At 32.9% G+C, this 19555-nt stretch carries 16 protein-coding genes, 1 tRNA gene and 1 pseudogene; 11 read left to right on the plus strand and 7 right to left on the minus strand.

Annotated features, from left to right (window positions below; genetic code table 11):
- The 11 genes from ftsA to fsa all read left to right on the plus strand — a co-directional run bounded on the left by ftsA (position 1) and on the right by fsa (position 12701).
- Complete coding sequence (ftsA, locus tag Q0776_RS06895) at positions 1-1335, plus strand: cell division protein FtsA (RefSeq protein WP_298366349.1); 1335 nt, start codon at positions 1-3, stop codon at positions 1333-1335.
- 40 nt (positions 1336-1375) lie between these two features.
- A complete protein-coding gene (ftsZ, locus tag Q0776_RS06900) occupies positions 1376-3304 on the plus strand; it encodes a cell division protein FtsZ (RefSeq protein ID WP_298366351.1) in 1929 nt (642 codons plus the stop codon).
- Positions 3305-3426: 122 nt separating this feature from the next.
- Entirely contained in the window at positions 3427-3876 is a 450-nt protein-coding gene (locus Q0776_RS06905; protein ID WP_298366353.1) for a GatB/YqeY domain-containing protein, read from the plus strand.
- 7 nt (positions 3877-3883) lie between these two features.
- Positions 3884-3957, plus strand: a tRNA-Arg gene (locus Q0776_RS06910).
- Between the two features lie 96 nt (positions 3958-4053).
- Positions 4054-4233: a hypothetical protein gene (locus Q0776_RS06915; RefSeq protein ID WP_298366355.1), complete on the plus strand. Its 180-nt coding sequence runs from the start codon at positions 4054-4056 to the stop codon at positions 4231-4233.
- Between the two features lie 450 nt (positions 4234-4683).
- On the plus strand, positions 4684-5685 hold the full coding sequence (locus Q0776_RS06920; RefSeq protein WP_298366357.1) for a GntR family transcriptional regulator: 1002 nt from the start codon (positions 4684-4686) through the stop codon (positions 5683-5685).
- Between the two features lie 4 nt (positions 5686-5689).
- Positions 5690-7177 carry an FGGY family carbohydrate kinase gene (locus Q0776_RS06925; protein ID WP_298366359.1) on the plus strand — a complete coding sequence of 496 codons (1488 nt, stop codon included), beginning with the start codon at positions 5690-5692 and terminating at the stop codon, positions 7175-7177.
- 28 nt (positions 7178-7205) lie between these two features.
- Positions 7206-8531 carry a xylose isomerase gene (gene xylA, locus Q0776_RS06930; RefSeq protein WP_298366361.1) on the plus strand — a complete coding sequence of 442 codons (1326 nt, stop codon included), beginning with the start codon at positions 7206-7208 and terminating at the stop codon, positions 8529-8531.
- Between the two features lie 11 nt (positions 8532-8542).
- On the plus strand, positions 8543-9958 hold the full coding sequence (xylE, locus tag Q0776_RS06935; RefSeq protein WP_298366363.1) for a D-xylose transporter XylE: 1416 nt from the start codon (positions 8543-8545) through the stop codon (positions 9956-9958).
- A 50-nt stretch (positions 9959-10008) separates the two neighbouring features.
- Positions 10009-12036: a transketolase gene (locus Q0776_RS06940; RefSeq protein WP_298366365.1), complete on the plus strand. Its 2028-nt coding sequence runs from the start codon at positions 10009-10011 to the stop codon at positions 12034-12036.
- A gap of 11 nt (positions 12037-12047) precedes the next feature.
- Positions 12048-12701 carry a fructose-6-phosphate aldolase gene (fsa, locus tag Q0776_RS06945; protein ID WP_298366367.1) on the plus strand — a complete coding sequence of 218 codons (654 nt, stop codon included), beginning with the start codon at positions 12048-12050 and terminating at the stop codon, positions 12699-12701.
- Positions 12702-12777: 76 nt separating this feature from the next.
- Here the strand turns inward: fsa and Q0776_RS06950 are convergent, their stop codons facing one another.
- The 7 genes and pseudogenes from Q0776_RS06950 to Q0776_RS06980 all read right to left on the minus strand — a co-directional run.
- Positions 12778-13122 (minus strand): L-rhamnose mutarotase, encoded by a 345-nt coding sequence (locus Q0776_RS06950; RefSeq protein WP_298366369.1) that lies wholly within the window; start codon positions 13120-13122, stop codon positions 12778-12780.
- Between the two features lie 3 nt (positions 13123-13125).
- The gene (gene fucP / locus Q0776_RS06955; RefSeq protein ID WP_298366371.1) at positions 13126-14448 is read right to left on the minus strand and encodes an L-fucose:H+ symporter permease; all 1323 of its coding nucleotides are present in this window, start codon (positions 14446-14448) and stop codon (positions 13126-13128) included.
- A 102-nt stretch (positions 14449-14550) separates the two neighbouring features.
- Entirely contained in the window at positions 14551-15342 is a 792-nt protein-coding gene (locus tag Q0776_RS06960) for an SDR family oxidoreductase (protein WP_298366373.1), read from the minus strand.
- Positions 15343-15345: 3 nt separating this feature from the next.
- Entirely contained in the window at positions 15346-16176 is an 831-nt protein-coding gene (locus tag Q0776_RS06965; protein WP_298366375.1) for an amidohydrolase family protein, read from the minus strand.
- Positions 16177-16184: 8 nt separating this feature from the next.
- Complete coding sequence (locus tag Q0776_RS06970) at positions 16185-17621, minus strand: tagaturonate reductase (RefSeq protein WP_298366377.1); 1437 nt, start codon at positions 17619-17621, stop codon at positions 16185-16187.
- 11 nt (positions 17622-17632) lie between these two features.
- Complete coding sequence (locus Q0776_RS06975; RefSeq protein ID WP_298366379.1) at positions 17633-19285, minus strand: altronate dehydratase family protein; 1653 nt, start codon at positions 19283-19285, stop codon at positions 17633-17635.
- 30 nt (positions 19286-19315) lie between these two features.
- A pseudogene (locus tag Q0776_RS06980) lies at positions 19316-19555 on the minus strand (bifunctional 4-hydroxy-2-oxoglutarate aldolase/2-dehydro-3-deoxy-phosphogluconate aldolase); the annotation flags it as partial.

Consider the following 19555-nt stretch of genomic DNA (forward strand, 5'->3'; position numbering starts at 1 on the left):
ATGGAACATAATGATATTTCAGTTGGATTAGATATAGGAACAACAAAAATTGTTGCTATGATAGGTCGTAGAAATGAATATGGGAAGATTGAATTACTCGGTACAGGAAAAGCCAAAAGTTTGGGAGTGCATAGAGGAGTTGTAAATAATATAACTCAAACCATACAGTCCATACAAATGGCAGTTGATGAAGCTATAGCGGTTTCTGGTATCGCAATAAAGGAGGCTGTTGTTGGTATTGCAGGTCAACACATTAGAAGTTTACAACATAGTGATTACATTACTAGAGCTAATTCTGAAGAAGTAATTAGCGATGACGATCTAGATAAACTTGAAAAGCAAGTGCATAAATTAGTTATGCTTCCAGGTGAAGAAATTATTCACGTATTACCGCAAGAGTTTAAGGTTGATGGACAAGCAGAAATTACTGAGCCAGTTGGAATGTATGGAGGTAGATTGGAAGCCAATTTTCATGTAGTTGTTGGCCAGGTTTCATCAATAAGAAATATAGGGCGTTGTATTAAAAGCGCTGGTTTAAATTTAGCAGGAATAACTCTAGAACCTTTGGCGTCTGCAGAAGCAGTATTAAGTAATGAAGAAAAAGAAGCAGGTGTAGCTTTAATTGATATTGGTGGAGGAACAACGGATTTAGCAATTTTTAAAAATGGAATTATTCGTCATACAGCAGTTATCCCTTTTGGAGGGAATGTTATAACTGAAGACATTAAGGAAGGATGTTCAATAATTGAAAAACAAGCAGAATTGCTTAAAACAAAATTTGGATCTGCTTGGCCAGGAGAAAATAAGGACAATGAAATTGTATCAATTCCTGGATTGCGAGGAAGAGATCCAAAGGAAATTACCCTTAAAAATCTTTCAAGAATTATCCATGCTCGTGTAGTCGAAATTATAGAACAAGTTTTTTTAGAAATAAAAAACTATGGACACGAGGAACCAAAGAAAAAATTAATAGCCGGAATAGTTTTAACGGGAGGAGGAGCACAACTAAAGCATTTAAAACAGCTTGTAGAGTATATTACAGGAATGGATACAAGAATAGGATATCCAAATGAAAATTTAGCAGGAGATTCAGACGAAAGCCTTTCAAGTCCGCAATATGCAACGGCTGTTGGGTTATTAATGAATGGATTAAATAGGCTAGATAAACAAAAAGAAAAAATTGCTCAACAACAAATTACAGAAGAGCAAGTTGAAAATAAGAATGAAGTAGAAAATGAAGTAGAAGAAAAACCAGAGGAATTCAAAGAGCCTAAAAAATCCATTTTTGAGAAATGGGGAGATAAGTTTAGAGATTTTTTAGACAACGCAGAATAAATTAAAAAGAAAAAGACCAATAACACCAAAAAGTCATATTATGAGCAGTTCAGATTTTAGCAACATTTCATTCGATTTACCAAAGAATCAATCAAACGTAATAAAAGTCATTGGAGTAGGTGGCGGAGGTAGTAATGCCGTAAACCATATGTACTCTCAGGGAATTAACGGAGTTGATTTTGTTATTTGTAATACCGATGCTCAGGCATTGCAAAATAGCCCTATTCCAACCAAAATTCAATTGGGAGTTTCCTTAACCGAAGGTTTGGGAGCGGGTGCCAACCCAGAAGTTGGTGAACAGGCTGCAATGGAAAGTATTCAGGAAATTAAGGATATGTTATCTTCTAACTCAAAAATGGTGTTTATAAATGTTGGAATGGGTGGAGGAACAGGAACTGGTGCAGCTCCAATAATTGCAAAGGTTGCACGAGAATTAGATTTATTAACAATTGGTATTGTTACAATTCCTTTTTCTTTTGAAGGAAAAATGAGAAATGATCAAGCTCAAAAAGGAATAGAGCGTTTGCGTCAGTATGTAGATTCTTTAGTTGTAATTAACAATAATAAATTACGTGAAGTTTATGGGAATTTAGGATTTAAAGCTGGTTTCTCAAAAGCAGATGAAGTATTATCAACTGCATCTAGAGGAATTGCAGAGGTAATTACACATCATTACACTCAAAATATTGATTTAAAAGATGCTAAAACAGTACTTTCGAATAGTGGTACCGCAATTATGGGCTCGGCTACGGCATCTGGACAAAACAGGTCTGAAGAAGCAATTTCAAAAGCCTTAGATTCTCCCTTATTAAATGATAATAAAATAATGGGAGCTAAAAATGTGTTACTTCTAATTGTTTCTGGAACCGAAGAAATTACAATTGATGAAATTGGAGAAATTAACGATTTTATTCAGGCCGAAGCTAAGTCTGACGTTAATATTATAATGGGTGTTGGAGAAGATGAAAAATTAGGAGATGCTATTGCTGTTACAATTGTAGCAACGGGTTTTAATAAAGATCAACAACATGAAATTTCGAATACTGAGGCAAAGAAAATTATTCACACTTTAGGAGAAGAGCAAGAAGCTTCATTTGATTTTGCAGATAAAAAATTAACAAAAACAATTCAAAAGCCAGAAGTTGCTTCGGAAATAGAAAGTATTCCAGAAGAAGAAGAGAAAATTGTATTTGATTTAGGAGAGGAAGAAGAGGATGATTTTAAAATTATTCCAACTACCGAATTTATTAAAAATATAGACGTTGTTTATGAAGAGATTTCTGAAGAAAAAATAAATGAAGACGATTTTGTTATAACTCCAATGAATGAGGTGGTTGAAGAAAAACCAATGGAAGTTGAAGAGAAGCAAATTGAATTTACATTTGATATTCCAATTTCTCAATTAAAAAATAAACCTAAAGTTGAAGAACCTAAGATTAAGGTAGAAGAAATTGAGGTTGTAGATCATAAAGTTGTAGAGGTTGATCAGCCTATTAAGAAAGAAGAGGACGTTTATTTCACTCTTGAAGATTATACAGAACTTGAACAGAACTTAACACAGGCAACTAAAAAAGATGTTGAAAAACCTGAAAAAAAGGTTCAAGAAGAGTTGCAAATTACATTGCGTGCAGAGGTTGAGGAAAGTAAAAACGAGATTGATATTAATGAACAAATAGTAATTGATCATAAAGAAGTTTCTCCTCTCGATTTAACTATTGCAGAGTTACAAGCAAGAGCAGCCGAAAGAAGAGAGAAAATGAAAAACTTTAATTACAAGTTTGTAAACAAAGTAAATCAAAATATTGATGAAATTGAAAAAGAACCTGCTTACAAGCGTATGGGAGTTCAATTAGATGAGACTGCTCATTCATCAGAAAATAGTCAATCTAGAACAACTTTAGATATAGATGATAATGATGATATAAAATTTAGATCAAATAATTCATTTTTACATGATAATGTAGATTAAAAATATTGCCCAAAGACTGGAACCCTTAGATTTATATTCTAAGTTTTGGACCTGGAAATCTTTATAATATTTAGAGATTTTCGGGTTCTTTTTTTTTATCTTCGCAGTCAAATAATATAATTATGAGTTTACAGCAAAAAATAATGGTAAAATTAAAAGAAGCAATGAAATCGAAAGATGCTGTTGCTTTAGAATCATTAAGAGCAATAAAATCGGAACTATTGTTAGCTAAAACAAAAAGTGGAGCTTCGGAAGAATTAACAGCTGAAGAAGAGATAAAAATTGTGCAAAAATTAGTTAAGCAAAGAAAAGATAGTGCAGCGTTGTATAAAGAGCAAGGCAGGGAGGATTTGGCAGATCCAGAATTGGCACAAGTTGAAATTATTGCGCAGTTTTTACCAAAACAATTAGGTGAAGAAGAATTGAAAAATTTTATTGCAGAAATAATAAAAAAAGTTGGAGCTTCATCAATGAAAGATATGGGTAAAGTAATGGGAATGGCTTCTAAACAACTGGCGGGTAAAGCAGATGGTAAAGCAATTTCAGTGGTAGTAAAACAATTGTTGTCTTAATAAAATAGGCCTCGTGGCGCAACTGAATAGCGCACTGGATTTCGGCTCCAGCGGTTGCAGGTTTGAATCCTGCCGGGGTCACAAAATTTCTTAAAAGAGAATCTATAATTTAGATTCTCTTTTTTTTTGTTCGTCATAAATTTTAAACCAAATGAATCTATAATTGATAGAGGGTTTATGTTATTGTTACTAAGTGGAGTTAAAGGTGAAAATTCCAATGGAAATTTAATATGTAGGTTTTTAACAGGTTGTACTATTAGAAATATTGGTGATGAAGATTGGGCAAAGAAAAAGCGAATGGTTAAATATGGGCTACTGTTGAAAAGGGAAGGTATTCTTATTCCGGGCTTTTTATAATTAAAGAGGAGTCTGAAGTTGAGGATTTTGTTAAAAAAAAACTATAAGTGCAAAATCAAATTCTTGTCTAGGAGCAAAAAATGGAATTATTAAAATTTCTCCTTAAGAAACCAAAGATTTTAAGCTTGCTATTACTGGGAATGGAATCAATTGAACCTATGATTTTTCTTCTGAATTGAAAAATTAAAAACTTGAAATCTGAAGATTATAACCTTGTTATAACTAGAGATGATGTTGATGAATTAAAATTCTTCGTTTTTAGGTTTGGTGTGTATATTTTGTCTGTAAAAACTTCAAACACAGTCAAAAACCTTAAAATTATTAAGAATTAGTTCATTTTTTATGATGAAAGTTTAATTATTAACAGGTGTTTATAATTAAAATAGATGTGAAATTTGGTAATATAAGAAATGTTATATATTTTTACCTACCGGAACAGAACAGTACGATATGGGTTCGACAATTTTCACATTAACTATTAACCACAAAAGTGATATTCCAAAATATCAACAAATAGTTAATAGTATAACCAATGGTATTTCTAAAAAACATCTATTAGTTGGTGATGCTCTGCCTTCGGTAAATAAAATTTGTAAATCCAATAAAGTATCTAGAGATACGGTTTTTAAAGCATATTCAATTTTAAAAGACCAAGGTATTATTGATGCGGTTCCAAATAAAGGATATTATGTAGCTGATGATACTAGAAAAGTACTTTTAGTATTGGATACTTTCAAGGCTTATAAAGAGGTTTTGTATCATTCATTTATAAATAATTTACCCGATAACGTTGTAACTGATGTTCAATTTCATCATTATAATATTGATAATTTTAAAACAATACTAAATAATAGTCAAGGCCAGTATTACAAGTATATTGTGATGAATTTTGATCATGCAGAAGTTCCATTCATTATTTCGAAAATTTCAAATGAAAAATTATTATTAATCGACTGGAATATTCATTGTACACCAGATAATAATTATTTGTTTCAGGATTTTGGGAATGCTTTTTACGAATCATTGAAAGTTGCTGTAACATCGTTTAAAAAATATAAAGAAATCAATTTTTTATATCCAGAATATACAAATCATCCTATTGAAACAATTAAGTTTTTTAAGAAATTTTGTAGAAAATATAAGTTTAAATATAAAATTCTAAAAAATTCTAAAGAATTCAATATAGAAAAAGAGATTGCTTATATAAGTGTAAGTGATCGAGTTTTAGGGGTATTTCTAGAGCAATGTCGCGAAAAGAATTTTGAACCAGGGGTTGATGTTGGTTTTTTATCCTATAACGAAACTCCAATGAAAAAATTTATATACAAAGGAATTTCTGTGGTTTCAACAGATTTTAAAGAATTAGGAACAAAGGCCGCTGAATTTATTACAAAAGATGAGCCAATGCAACATTATATACCAACAAAATTAATAGTTAGAGAATCATTATAAAATTATGTATTATTATATAGGATTTGATTTAGGAAGTTCATCAGTCAAAGCAGCTTTGATTGAGTCGAGTACAGGAAAATCGGTAGGAGTTACACAATACCCAGAAGCTGAAATGGCGATAGTAGCCGAGCAAATAGGTTGGGCAGAACAAGATCCAAATTTATGGTGGAAAAACATTGGTGAAGTAACTAAAAAGTTATTAGCTCAAACTGGAATTTTGTCGAAACAAGTAAAGGGAATTGGAATAGCTTATCAAATGCACGGAATGGTTGTGGTTGATAAAAACCAAGAAGTTTTACGTCCATCCATTATTTGGTGTGATAGCAGAGCAGTAGCAATTGGAAACGAAGCTTTTATTGGAGTAGGAGAAGATAAATGTGTATCTAATCTTTTAAATTCACCAGGAAACTTTACACTTTCAAAATTAAAATGGGTAAAGGAAAACGAACCTGAAATATTTGAAAAAGTAGATAAGTTATTATTGCCAGGAGATTTTATAGCAATGAAATTAACAGGTGAAGCTACCACTACAATTTCTGGACTTTCAGAAGGAATTATGTGGGATTTCAAACAAAATAAACTAGCAGATTGGTTGTTTGATTATATGGGAATTTCAACCGATGTAATTCCAACCATTGTTCCAACATTTTCAAATCAAGGAACGGTTAGTAAAAAAGTTGCAGAAGAAATAGGTTTACCAGAAGGAATCCCAGTTTTGTATAGAGCAGGAGATCAACCAAACAATGCATTGTCATTAAACGCTTTTCACCCAGGTGAAATTGCTGCAACAGGAGGAACTTCAGGAGTTGTATATGCAATTACCGATAGTACAAACACAAAAGAAAGTTCTAGAATCAACAATTTTGCACACGTAAATTATACAACTGAAGCACCAAGAATAGGTAAATTACTATGTATCAATGGAGCAGGAATCCAATATAGCTGGATGAAACAAAATGTAGTTGCTACTGAAGATTCATATAATGATATGAATAATTTGGCGGCATCTATTCCTGTAGGATCCGATGGTTTAAGAATATTGCCATTTGGAAACGGAGCAGAACGTATGCTAAATAGTCAAAACACAGGAGCAAGCACTTTTAATTTAAATTTCAATAAACATAACAAAGCACATTTATTAAGAGCATCTTTAGAAGGCATTGCTTTTAGTTTTGTGTATGGAATAGAAATTTTAAAAAACGATGGCGTTGATTTATCGGCCATAAGAGCAGGAAACGATAATTTATTCCGTTCAGAAATATTTTCAAACACCATTGCAACATTAGTGGGAACCGATATTAATATTATTGATACAACAGGAGCTGTGGGGGCAGCAAGAGCCGCAGGAGTTAGCACAGGAGATTTTAAAACATTAAACGATGCTTTTTCAGACAATGAACACGTAATGACGTATCATCCATTAAAAGACAAAAAAATGTATGAGGATGCTTACCAAGATTGGAAACAAGATTTAGAAAAACTTTATAAATAAAAAATAACACATAAAAAATTAGAATAAAATGGCACTTATAGGAAGTAAAGAGTACTACAAAGGAATTGGAGAAATTAAGTTTGAAGGAAAAGAATCAGACAATCCATTAGCATTTAAATATTACAATCCAGAACAAGTTGTAGCAGGAAAAACAATGCGTGAGCATTTTAAATTTGCGGTAGCATACTGGCATACATTCTGCGGACAAGGAGGAGATCCTTTTGGACCAGGAACACAAAGTTTTGAGTGGGATAAATCATCAGATCCAATTCAAGCGGCTAAAGACAAAGCCGATGCAGCATTTGAATTTATTACAAAAATGGGATTCGATTATTTCTGTTTCCACGATTATGATTTAATTCAAGAAGGAGCAACATTTGCAGAATCAGAAGCAAGATTAGCTACTATTACAGAGTATATTAAAGGTAAACAAGCTGAAAGTGGAGTTAAATTATTATGGGGAACAGCTAACTGTTTTTCAAACCCACGTTATATGAATGGAGCTTCAACCAATCCAGATTTTGATGTTGTAGCGCGTGCAGGAGGGCAAATAAAATTAGCTTTAGATGCAACCATAGCAATGGGTGGTGAAAACTACGTATTCTGGGGAGGTAGAGAAGGTTATATGTCTTTACTAAACACAGATATGGGACGTGAGTTAGACCATATGGGACGCTTTTTAGGAATGGCAAGAGATTACGCAAGAGCGCAAGGATTTAAAGGAAACTTCTTTATTGAGCCAAAACCAATGGAGCCAATGAAGCACCAATATGATTTCGATTCAGCTACAGCAATTGGATTTTTAAAAGAATATGGTTTAGACAAAGATTTCAAAATGAATATTGAAGTAAACCACGCAACATTAGCACAACATACATTCCAACACGAATTAGAAGTTGCTGCAAAAGCAGGAATGTTAGGAAGTTTAGATGCAAACCGAGGAGATTACCAAAACGGATGGGATACAGATCAGTTCCCAAATAATATTCAAGAAACTACAGAAGCAATGTTAGTTTTCTTAAAAGCAGGAGGATTACAAGGAGGAGGAATTAATTTTGATGCAAAAATCAGAAGAAATTCAACAGATTTAGAGGATGTATTCCATGCACATATTGGAGGAGCTGATACATTTGCTAGAGCATTATTAATTGCAGATAAAATTATCACTTCATCTCCTTATGAAAAATTAAGAACTAATCGTTATGCTTCATTTGATGCTGGAAAAGGTAAAGACTTTGAGAACGGAAAATTGTCAATGGAAGACTTGTACAAAATAGCTCAAGAAAATGGCGAACTAACTCCAACTAGTGGAAAGCAAGAACTATTCGAAAACATTATTAACCAATATATATAATATTTAAAATTATGGCGGCAACAACAAATTCTAGTTATTTATTAAAACTAACAATAGTGGCAACTCTAGGAGGGCTTCTCTTTGGGTATGATACAGCGGTAATTTCCGGTACAGTTAGTTCACTTGAAAGTTTTTTTGTTCTTCCTTTTGGATTGGATGAATTAGGAGCAAATGCCCGACTGGGATTTGTTGTTTCCAGTGCATTAATTGGTTGTATTATAGGGGGTATTTCTGGTGGGCTAATTAGCAAAAAGTTAGGGCGTAAAAATGGATTAATACTTGCAGCATTATTATTTTTGTTCTCTGCATTAGGATCAGCAATGCCTGAAATGCTTTTAAAGCCAGTTGGAGAAGCGGACCATACTTTTATATACATTTTTATTGTATATAGAATTATTGGTGGTATTGGGGTTGGATTAGCGTCAATGCTTTCGCCACTTTATATAGCAGAAATAGCACCTGCAAAAATAAGAGGTAAATTGGTTTCAATGAATCAATTTGCCATTATTTTTGGTATGCTTGTAGTTTATTTTGTTAACTATTATATAGCAAGACAAGGGGATGATTCTTGGTTGAATACCGTAGGTTGGCGTTGGATGTTTGCTTCTGAAACAATACCTGCCGGATTATTTTTAATTATGTTGTTCTTTGTTCCCGATACACCAAGATCTTTAGTGTTAAAATCGCAACCTGAAAAGGCTTTAGATGTTCTTATCAAAGTAAATGGATTAGAAGAAGGTAAAAAAATCTTAGCGGAAATTCAAAATACAGTAGTAAGTCATTCAGGAAAATTATTTTCTTTTGGGATTACAGTAATAGTTATTGGAGTATTACTTTCGGTCTTTCAACAGTTTGTAGGAATTAATGTAGTGTTGTATTACGCTCCTGAGATTTTTAAAAGTATGGGGTCAGGAACAGATGCTGCATTGCTACAGACTATTATAGTTGGTGCCGTAAATTTATTGTTTACCGTTTTGGCTATTATGACGGTTGATAAATTTGGAAGAAAACCGCTAATGATAATTGGAGCATTGGGAATGGCGTTTGCAATGTTTGCCTTGGGTACAACTTTCTTTATGGAATCTGTAGGAATGGGAGCGCTAATTTTTATGCTAATCTACGTAGCGAGTTTTGCAATGAGTTGGGGACCGGTTTGCTGGGTGTTGTTGTCAGAGATTTTTCCAAATAAAATTAGAGGGAGAGCTTTAGCGGTTGCTGTTGCAGCACAATGGATTTCAAATTATCTAGTCTCCTGGACATTCCCAATGATGGACAAAAACACTTATTTATTAGAAACGTTTAATCACGGTTTCGCATATTGGATTTATGGAGTAATGGGTGTGTTAGCAACAATACTAGTTTGGAAATTTGTTCCAGAAACAAAGGGAAAAACGTTAGAGGAAATGGAAAAAATTTGGGAAAAATAGAATTCCACCTTAATTCGCTATTTTAGCAAGATATATTAAATAACAAAAAAATGAGTAACATTAATTTAAGAGCAGCAGATAATATTAGAGCTTTAGCCATTTCTATGGTTGAGCAAGCAAATTCTGGACACCCTGGTGGACCAATGGGAGGAGCTGACTTTATGCATATTTTATATTCAGAATTTTTAAATTTTGATCCAAGTGATATGTCTTGGCCATTTAGAGATCGATTCTTTATGGATGCAGGGCATTTATCAACCTTATTATACGCACAGTATTATTTATTGGGTAATTATAAAAAAGAAGATATAAAAAACTTTAGACAATGGGGTTCTGTAACTCCAGGTCATCCAGAGGTTGATGTGGAAAGAGGTATTGAAAATACTTCAGGGCCACTAGGTCAAGGTCATACAATGGGTGTTGGAGCAGCTATTGCAGCTAAATTTTTAGCATCACGTTTTGGAGATTGGATGAACCATAAAGTTTATGGATTTATTTCGGATGGAGGAGTTCAAGAAGAGATTTCACAAGGCGCAGGAAGAATTGCAGGACATTTGGGATTAAACAATTTTATTATGTTCTATGATGCAAATGATGTACAATTATCAACAATGACGGATGAAGTAACTTCTGAAGACACGGCAAAGAAATACGAAGCTTGGGGTTGGAAAGTAGTAACTATTGATGGTCATAATCATGATGAAATTAGAAAAGCATTAACTGATGCCAATAATGAGCAAGAAAAACCAACCTTAATAATTGGTAAAACAATTATGGGTAAAGGTTGTGTTACAGAAACTGGCGCAAATTGGGAAGGACATTGTGAACTTCACGGTCAACCTATTGGACATACAGGAGCCGATTTTAATGAAACCTTAAAAAACTTAGGTGCAGATGTTAATGATCCATTTGCAAAATATGCAGATGTTCAAGCATTTTACGCATCACTTTTAGAAAATAAAAAAGCAGCCGCAACAACAAAAAAAGCGGAAATTTCTGCTTGGAAAGCTTCAAACCCGGAGTTGTCAGCTAAACTTGACGGCTTTTTAGCAGGTAAATTACCAGATTTAAATTTTGAATCTGTAGTTAATAAGCCAGGTTTGGCAACAAGAGCAGCTTCAGCAAACGTATTGGGTTATTTAGCTCAAAATGTAGAGAATATGATTGTTTCTTCAGCCGATTTATCTAACAGTGATAAAACAGATGGATTTTTAAAGCAAACACAAGCCATTAAAAAGAACGATTTTTCCGGAGCCTTTTTACAAGCAGGTGTTGCTGAATTAACAATGGCAGCAATAGCAAATGGTATTGCATTACACGGTGGAGTTATTCCAGTAGTAGCAACATTCTTTGTGTTTTCAGATTATATGAAACCAGCGATAAGAATGAGTGCTATTCAAGAATTACCGGTGAAATATGTTTGGACGCACGATGCATTTAGAGTAGGAGAAGATGGACCAACGCATCAACCAGTAGAACAAGAAGCCCAAATTAGATTGTTAGAAAAATTAAAAAATCATAGTGGAAATCCTTGTTTTACAGCATTACGTCCTGCGGATTCTGCAGAAACAAATGTAGCTTGGAAAATGGCAATGGAAAATAATAAAGTACCAACAGGGTTGATTTTATCTCGTCAAGGTATTAAAGACTTACCGGCAATTGCTGAATCAAGATATCAAGAAGCATTGGAGGCTGAAAAAGGAGGTTATACTGTTTTAGGAACTGAAAATCCGGATGTTGTTTTAATAGCAAACGGGTCGGAAGTTGCAACTTTAATTGAAGGAGCTAAATTATTAGCAGAAAGAGAAAACATAAAAGCAAAAATAGTTTCTGTTCCTTCAGAAGGAATTTTTAGATTACAAACAAAAGCATATCAAGAAAGTATTATTCCATCAAATAAACCCGCATTTGGATTAACAGCCGGTTTACCGGTTAATTTAGAAGGTTTGGTTGGAAACAACGGAAAAGTATTTGGATTGGATCATTTTGGATATTCAGCACCGGCAACAGTGTTGGATGAGAAATTCGGATTTACAGGCGAAAATGTGTTTAATCAAGTTATAGAATTATTAAAATAAAAATAGAAACAATGAAATTTTTTATAGATACCGCAAATTTAGAACAGATTAAGGAAGCGCAGGCTTTAGGAATCTTAGATGGAGTTACAACAAATCCATCATTAATGGCAAAAGAAGGAATTACAGGAGCTGAAAACATTTTAAAACATTATGTAGATATTTGTAATATTGTTGAAGGTGATGTTTCAGCGGAGGTTATTGCTACAGATTTTGATGGAATGGTAAAAGAAGGTGAAGCTTTAGCAGCTTTACATCCACAAATTGTGGTAAAATTACCTATGATTGCAGATGGTGTAAAAGCGTGTAAATATTTTTCAGATAAAGGAATTAGAACTAACGTAACTTTAGTTTTTTCGGCAGGACAAGCATTGTTAGCTGCAAAAGCTGGAGCAACTTACGTTTCTCCATTTTTAGGTCGTTTAGATGATATTTCAACAGATGGATTACACCTTATTTCTGAAATCAGACAAATTTATGATAACTACGAATTTGAAACCCAAATATTAGCAGCTTCAATTCGTCATACAATGCACGTAATTGACTGTGCAAAAATTGGTTCAGATGTTATGACAGGTCCTTTAAGTTCAATCACAGGATTGTTAAAACACCCATTAACTGATAGTGGTTTAGCGCAGTTTTTAGCTGATTACGCGAAAGGAAATTAATTGCCAATTAATTATTTTTACATAAAAAAAGCCGATCTAAAATTTTAGATCGGCTTTTTTATGCTTTATAGTAATATTAGCCTAGTTTGAATACTTGTTCTAAGGCTATCCATTTTTCGCCATCTTTAGCCCAAGGTAATTCTTGTTGGTAGTCCCACATTAGGTTTTCCCATTCTTGAACTTTTGGATTATTAGCATCCATTTCGGCTTTTTTAACAGGGTCAAAAGTTTCATCAACTTCCATTATCATAAACATTCTGTTTCCCGTTAAGTAAATTTCCATATCTACAATTCCAGCATCTTTAATACTTTTTGTAATTTCTGGCCACGCATTTCCAGCAGCGTGGTATTCTTTATATTCTGCAATTAATTTAGAGTCGTCTTTTAAATCACAAGAATAACAATATCTTTTTGTACTCATTTTTTATTTTTTAGATAATTTAAATGTTGTATATCCATAAAGTGAAACCACAGCTAAACAGATAAGAGGTAAGATAAATGAGAAGTTAACTTCAGGAATAAAACCTAAAACCTTTACATCTGAAAATCCTGATCCACCCCAATCTAAAATACTTCCTTGTAAAACTGGCATTAAAGCACCACCAACAATTGCCATAACCAATCCGGCAGAACCAATTTTAGCTTCATCGCCCATATTTTTTAATGCGATACCATAAATAGTAGGGAACATAATAGACATAAATACTGAAATAGCAACTAATGAAATTAAACCAGCCATTCCTGATAAAACAACTGCACCGGCAGCACAAATAACGCCTCCTATTCCAAATAACATAAGTAGTTTTGAAGGGTTTATAGTTTTCATTAAAGCGGTACCTATCCATCTTCCAACTAAGAAGGAAACCATTGCTGCTACATTAAAATATGTTGCGGTTAATTCCATTCCATAGGTTTCATTAATATTATCTACATATTGAAAAATATATGTCCAGCACATAATTTGAGCGCCAACATAAAATGCCTGAGCAATTACACCATAAATATAATTTTTATTAGCAAATAATTTTTTAAATGATTCAGATAAAGACATTTTATCTTCCTCTGCAGTTTTAGGCATTTTAGTTACTATTATAATTGCCATAATGGCCAAAACCAATACTCCTAATGCAATATAGGGAACACTAATAACACTAAGGTCATTTTCTCTAATTGCAGCTAATTCTTCAGAAGTAAGTGCGTTATAGGCTTCAGTTGTGTAATCATCAGAACGTAAAGCTCCAATTACAAATACTTGAGCTATTATCATACCAGATAATGATCCAATAGGGTTGAAGGCTTGAGCTAAATTTAAACGCTGTGTTGCAGTTTCTTTATCACCCATCATTAATATTAATGGGTTTGATGTTGTTTCTAAGAAAGCTAAACCGCAAGTAATTACCCATAATGAAATTAAGAAATAGTTAAACTCTTCGTTCGCAGCTGCAGGGTAGAATAAAAAAGCACCAGTAGCATAAAGGACTAATCCAAGTATAATTCCTGATTTATAGCTGTATTTTCTAATGAATAAAGCAGCTGGTAAGGCCATAAAAAAGTAACCAAAATAAAATGCAAATTGTACTAAAGATGCTTGAACATTTGAAAGTTCGGGCATTACTTTTTTAAATGCAGATACCATTGGATTTGTTAAATCATTTGCTATTCCCCATAAAGCGAATAATGATGTTATAATTATAAAAGGAAATAATAATTCCTTTCTAACAACTGGGATATTTTTTAGTTTATTCATGAAGTTTAATTTATAATTTGGTTGTCTTATTTTATAGGTGCAAAATAGAAAAGACAAAACATATTTATAGTATGTTTTGTCTTTAATAATAGAACAAATGATTTATTCTGATAATAATGATCTGTCTAAATGAACGTAACCACCGTCAACAGTAATAAATTGTCCTGTTGTATGTGATGATTTTTCTGAAATTGTGAATAAACAAGTATCAGCAATTTCATCGGGTGTTGTCATTCTATTTTCTAAAGGAATTTTCTTTACAATAGATTTTAATTTTTCTTCACCATTTTCTAAAGTTTTAATCCAAGCATCGTATGCAGGTGTCCAACTTTCAGCAATAATAATTGCGTTAGAACGAATACCGTACTTAATTAAATCTACAGCCCATTCTCTAGTTAAACCTAAAACTCCACCTTTTGAAGCAGCGTATCCAGAAGTTCCTCCTTGACCAGTTAAGCCAACTTTAGAACCAATGTTTAAAATGTTTCCTTTTGATGCTTTTAAAAACGGTAAACAGTGTTTTACAACTAAAAAGTAGCTTACCATATTTAATTTTAATGAATTCATAAATTCATCATAAGAAGCATCTAATCCAACGCCATCGTTTACACCAACATTGTTAATTACGGCATCAATTTTTCCGTACTTATCAGTAATGGTTTTAACTGCGTTTTCAATTTCAACAGGATTTGTAACGTCTGTTTGGCAGAAGGTTGCATCAATTCCTTTATCTTGAAGTTCTTTTACATATTCAAAACCTCTTGCGTTTCTGTCAATAATTGCAGGAACTGCACCTTCTTCAGCTAAATGTTGAAGAATTGTTTCTCCGATACTTCCTTTGATACCTGCGGCACCTGAAATAACAACTACTTTTCCTTTTAAATTTAAGTCCATTGTTTATTTTATATTGTAGAATATTGTAGCATTTTCACCCATAATTGAGGCTTGTTCTGTAGAACTAAATTGTGCTATAAATTCTGTTACTAATTCTTTTATTTTTTTATAATTTCCTGCAACCAAACAAACTGGCCAATCTGAACCGAACATAATTCTTTTCCAACCGAAAGAAGCGTAAACCAATTTCATATATGGTAGAATTTGTTCTGGCGTCCAAGTTGTATAATCAGCTTCGGTAACCATACCTGAAAGTTTGCAATATACATTATCGCATTTACCAATTTCAAACATTAAAGCTGCCCAACCATCATAAAAACCATCTTTAATATATGGTTTAGCAATATGGTCTATCACAAATTTTTGATTTGGAAATCTTTTTACTAACTCCAAAACAGCTCCCAATTGATGTGGAAATACTAAAATATCGTAGGTGAAATTATACTTTTCTAAAGCGGCAATTCCTCTTAAAAAATCTGGACGTAATAAAAAGTTATGATCAGGTTCACCTTGTACAACGTGTCTAAAACCTTTCAGTTTTGGATACTTGCTGTATGTTTCTAACACTTCTTCAATATTTTCAGCTCTTAAATCTACCCAACCAACAATTCCTTTTATAAAATCGTTTTTATCGGCTAAATCTAGAAGGAAATCTGTTTCTTCTAATGTTTGATCTGCTTGCACAGCAACACAACCATCAATTCCATTTTCAGCATATACCTTTTGTAAATCCGAAGGCATAAAATCTTTACGAATTACCGACATATCATCGTCAATCCATTCGTGTTTTACAGGTTCGTATTTCCAAAAGTGTTGATGTGAATCAATAATCATAGTAGAAATTATTTTACAAAAGCGTCTAAAGTCGCTTTCATTCCATTATTTAAAATTGCTTCTAAATGTGTTGTAACTTCTTCTTGAAGACCATCAATTTCAGTTAAATCTGTTCCCCAGAAATCTTTATTTGATAACGTTTTTTCAGCAACTTCAACAAAATTATTACTAGCCCAAGCTTCTTTAAAGAAATCTAAAACAGCAGCATCATCTTTTAATGCAATTGCAGTTCCGTTTCTGTCGCCTTTATAAAAAGCAATTAAAGCAGCTAAAGAGAATAATAAGTTTTTAGGTAACTCATTTTTACGTTTTACAAATTCTAAAACTGAAGGTAAAACTCTTGTTTTATATTTTGAAACTGAATTTAATGAAATACTCATTAATTCGTGCGCTAAATAAGGGTTTCTGAAACGATCTAAAACATCTGCAGAAAACTGACTTAATTCTTCAGCAGGTAAATCTAGAGTAGGAGAGATGTCATTAAATAAAGCATTCTTTAAGAATTTACCTACAACTTCATCTTCTAAAGATTCACGAACTCTATCAATTCCATATAAATAACCAACAGGAACTAGGGTAGTGTGAGCACCATTTAAAATACGCACTTTACGAGTTCTGTAAGGTTCCATATTGTCTGTAAATACAACATTTAATCCACAAGCTTCAGAAGGAAATTCATCTTTTACAGATTCAGGTCCTTCAATAACCCATAAATGGAATTGTTCACCTTCAACAACTAAATTATCTTTATAACCTAGCTCTTTTGTAATAGCATCCATTTTATCTCTTGGGTAACCTGGTACAATTCTATCAACTAAAGTGTTACAGAAAATATTATCTTCATTAATCCATTCAACAAACTCGTCACCTAAATTCCAGTCAGCAGCATATTGAAGGATAATTTTCTTTAAGTTATCTCCGTTACGGTCAATTAATTCACAAGGAATTACAATTAATCCTTTATCTGAAGCACCTCCAAAAGTTTGGAATCTTTTATACATTAAAGCAGTTAATTTCCCAGGGAAACTACTTTGAGGAGCATCATCTAATTTATCGTTAGCATTGTAAGAAATACCAGCTTCAGTTGTATTAGAAATAATAAAACGTAAATCAGGGTTTTCAGCATTTGCTAAATAATCAGCATTGTTTTCGTAAGGGTTAATTCCTCTTGTAATACAATCAATAACTTCTTTTTCACTTAAAACTTCGCCGTTTTTAATTCCGTTTAAGTATAAAGTGTATAAACCATCTTGATCGTTTAACATTTTAACTAAACCTTGATCAATTGGTTGTACTACTACAACTCCAGCATCAAAGTCTGCTTTTTTGTTCATTTCGTGAATCATCCAGTTTGCAAAGGCTCTTAAAAAGTTTCCTTCGCCAAATTGTAAAATTCTTTCAGTATAAGTGTTTGCCTCTACTGTTGTTCTATTTAAATTTTTCATTTTTAAATTTATTATAATGAAATTCCTCTTTTCCAAGGAATAAAATCGTTGTGTCCTTTTACTACTGCTTTTGATGGAGTTTCACCACTTGCCACTCTAATAACGTGGTCTAATATTTTTTCTCCCATTGTTTGGATAGTGTCTTCACCAGTAATTACCGTTCCTGCATTAATATCAATAATGTCATTCATTTTTTCATACAATTCTGTATTACTAGACATTTTTAAAACAGGTGTAATAGGGTTTCCTGTTGGTGTACCTAAACCTGTTGTAAATACAATAACGTTACAACCTGAACCAGCTAAACCGGTAGTACTCTCAACATCATTACCAGGCGTACATAATAAGTTTAAACCTGGTTTTGTAATTTTTTCTGCATAGTCTAATACTTCAACAACTGGAGATGTACCACCTTTTTTAGCGGCACCTGCCGATTTCATTGCATCGGTAATTAAACCATCTTTAATGTTTCCCGGAGAAGGATTAGCTTCAAATCCAGAACCTACAGCAACTGCAGCTGCAGAGTAAGAACGCATCAATGAAGAGAATTTTTTAGCATCTTCTTCATTTACACATCTGTTAATAATATTTTGTTCAACTCCGTTTAATTCTGGAAATTCAGATAAAACAGGTGAACCTCCAAGTGCAGCTAATAAATCTGCTGCATAACCTAATGAAGGATTTGCAGAAATACCTGAAAAACCATCAGAGCCACCACATTCTAACCCTAAAACTAGTTTGCTTAATGGAGCAGGTTTGCGTTCTACTTTATTTGCTTCAACTAAACCAACGAAAGTGTGTTTTACTGCTTCTTCAATTAAAGCTCTTTCGCTTGCGCTTTTTTGTTGTTCTAAATAATGAACTGTTTTGTAACCGTTTGGATCTTTGATTTTTAATGCTTTTTGAAGCATTTCAATTTGTGCATTTTGGCAACCTAAACTAAAAATAGTAGCACCTGCAACATTTGGGTTTGAGATATAGCCAGCTAATAAGTTACATAGAACTTCAGAATCTTGACGAATTCCTCCGCAACCACCATCATGTTTTAAAAACTTAATACCATCTACATTTGGAAATAATCTGTTTTTAGCTATTTCCTCTTTTGTAGCAATAATTGGAGTATCGTATATTTCTTCAGTTGAAGCACCTGCTTTGTACTGTGCGATTAAAGCATCAGTATCCACAGCAAAGTCTTTTTTAGTTTCGTATCCTAATTTTTCAGAAAGTGCACCTTCTAAAACATCAATATTTCTGTTTTCACAAAAAGTTAAAGGAATAACTAACCAATAATTTCCAGTTCCTACGCTATCATCTTCACGGTGATAACCGTTAAAAGTTCGTCCTTCAAAATTAGAAGTGTCTGGAGCAGTCCAAACAAATTTTTCATTTGAATCATTAAAATCAGCAGAAGCATGTTTAATGTTTTCGGTTGTAATAGCTTCACCTTGTTGAATTGGAAGCACAGCTTTACCAACCAACACACCATACATGAAAATTTCATCACCAACAGCGAAATCTTTTACGGCAAATTTATGTTTGCTTTTAATGTTTTCTTTTAAAATGATTTCTTCACCATTTATAACCGTTTTTAAACCTTTTGGGAGATTATCAATAGCAACAATTAAATTGTCTATTGGGTCTATTTGAGCGTAATTTGCAGACATATATTAGTTAGTTATTTATTATAATTATAATTATGCTCTTACTTCTTTTACTAAAGCTATTGCATTTTTAACATCTTGTTCTAGTTTAGCATAATCTTTATTAGCTAAAATCTCTTTTGAAATTAATTGAGATCCCATTCCAACACAAGTTACACCTGCATTAAACCAACCTGTTAAGTTTTCTTTTGTTGGTGAAACTCCTCCGGTTGGCATAACACTTGTCCAAGGTTGAGGTCCTTTTATTCCTTTTACAAACTGAGGTCCGTAAAT

This window comes from uncultured Lutibacter sp., assembly GCF_947495725.1.
Taxonomy (GTDB): Bacteria; Bacteroidota; Bacteroidia; order Flavobacteriales; family Flavobacteriaceae; genus Lutibacter.

What these genes read in the sequence shown, in the direction of transcription:
- ftsA (WP_298366349.1), top strand. Translation starts at nt 1, where the DNA reads ATGGAACATAATGATATTTCAGTTGGATTAGATATAGGAACAACAAAA.
- ftsZ (WP_298366351.1), top strand. Translation starts at nt 1,376, where the DNA reads ATGAGCAGTTCAGATTTTAGCAACATTTCATTCGATTTACCAAAGAAT.
- Q0776_RS06905 (WP_298366353.1), top strand. Translation starts at nt 3,427, where the DNA reads ATGAGTTTACAGCAAAAAATAATGGTAAAATTAAAAGAAGCAATGAAA.
- Q0776_RS06915 (WP_298366355.1), top strand. Translation starts at nt 4,054, where the DNA reads ATGTTATTGTTACTAAGTGGAGTTAAAGGTGAAAATTCCAATGGAAAT.
- Q0776_RS06920 (WP_298366357.1), top strand. Translation starts at nt 4,684, where the DNA reads ATGGGTTCGACAATTTTCACATTAACTATTAACCACAAAAGTGATATT.
- Q0776_RS06925 (WP_298366359.1), top strand. Translation starts at nt 5,690, where the DNA reads ATGTATTATTATATAGGATTTGATTTAGGAAGTTCATCAGTCAAAGCA.
- xylA (WP_298366361.1), top strand. Translation starts at nt 7,206, where the DNA reads ATGGCACTTATAGGAAGTAAAGAGTACTACAAAGGAATTGGAGAAATT.
- xylE (WP_298366363.1), top strand. Translation starts at nt 8,543, where the DNA reads ATGGCGGCAACAACAAATTCTAGTTATTTATTAAAACTAACAATAGTG.
- Q0776_RS06940 (WP_298366365.1), top strand. Translation starts at nt 10,009, where the DNA reads ATGAGTAACATTAATTTAAGAGCAGCAGATAATATTAGAGCTTTAGCC.
- fsa (WP_298366367.1), top strand. Translation starts at nt 12,048, where the DNA reads ATGAAATTTTTTATAGATACCGCAAATTTAGAACAGATTAAGGAAGCG.
- Q0776_RS06950 (WP_298366369.1), bottom strand. Translation starts at nt 13,122, where the DNA reads ATGAGTACAAAAAGATATTGTTATTCTTGTGATTTAAAAGACGACTCT.
- fucP (WP_298366371.1), bottom strand. Translation starts at nt 14,448, where the DNA reads ATGAATAAACTAAAAAATATCCCAGTTGTTAGAAAGGAATTATTATTT.
- Q0776_RS06960 (WP_298366373.1), bottom strand. Translation starts at nt 15,342, where the DNA reads ATGGACTTAAATTTAAAAGGAAAAGTAGTTGTTATTTCAGGTGCCGCA.
- Q0776_RS06965 (WP_298366375.1), bottom strand. Translation starts at nt 16,176, where the DNA reads ATGATTATTGATTCACATCAACACTTTTGGAAATACGAACCTGTAAAA.
- Q0776_RS06970 (WP_298366377.1), bottom strand. Translation starts at nt 17,621, where the DNA reads ATGAAAAATTTAAATAGAACAACAGTAGAGGCAAACACTTATACTGAA.
- Q0776_RS06975 (WP_298366379.1), bottom strand. Translation starts at nt 19,285, where the DNA reads ATGTCTGCAAATTACGCTCAAATAGACCCAATAGACAATTTAATTGTT.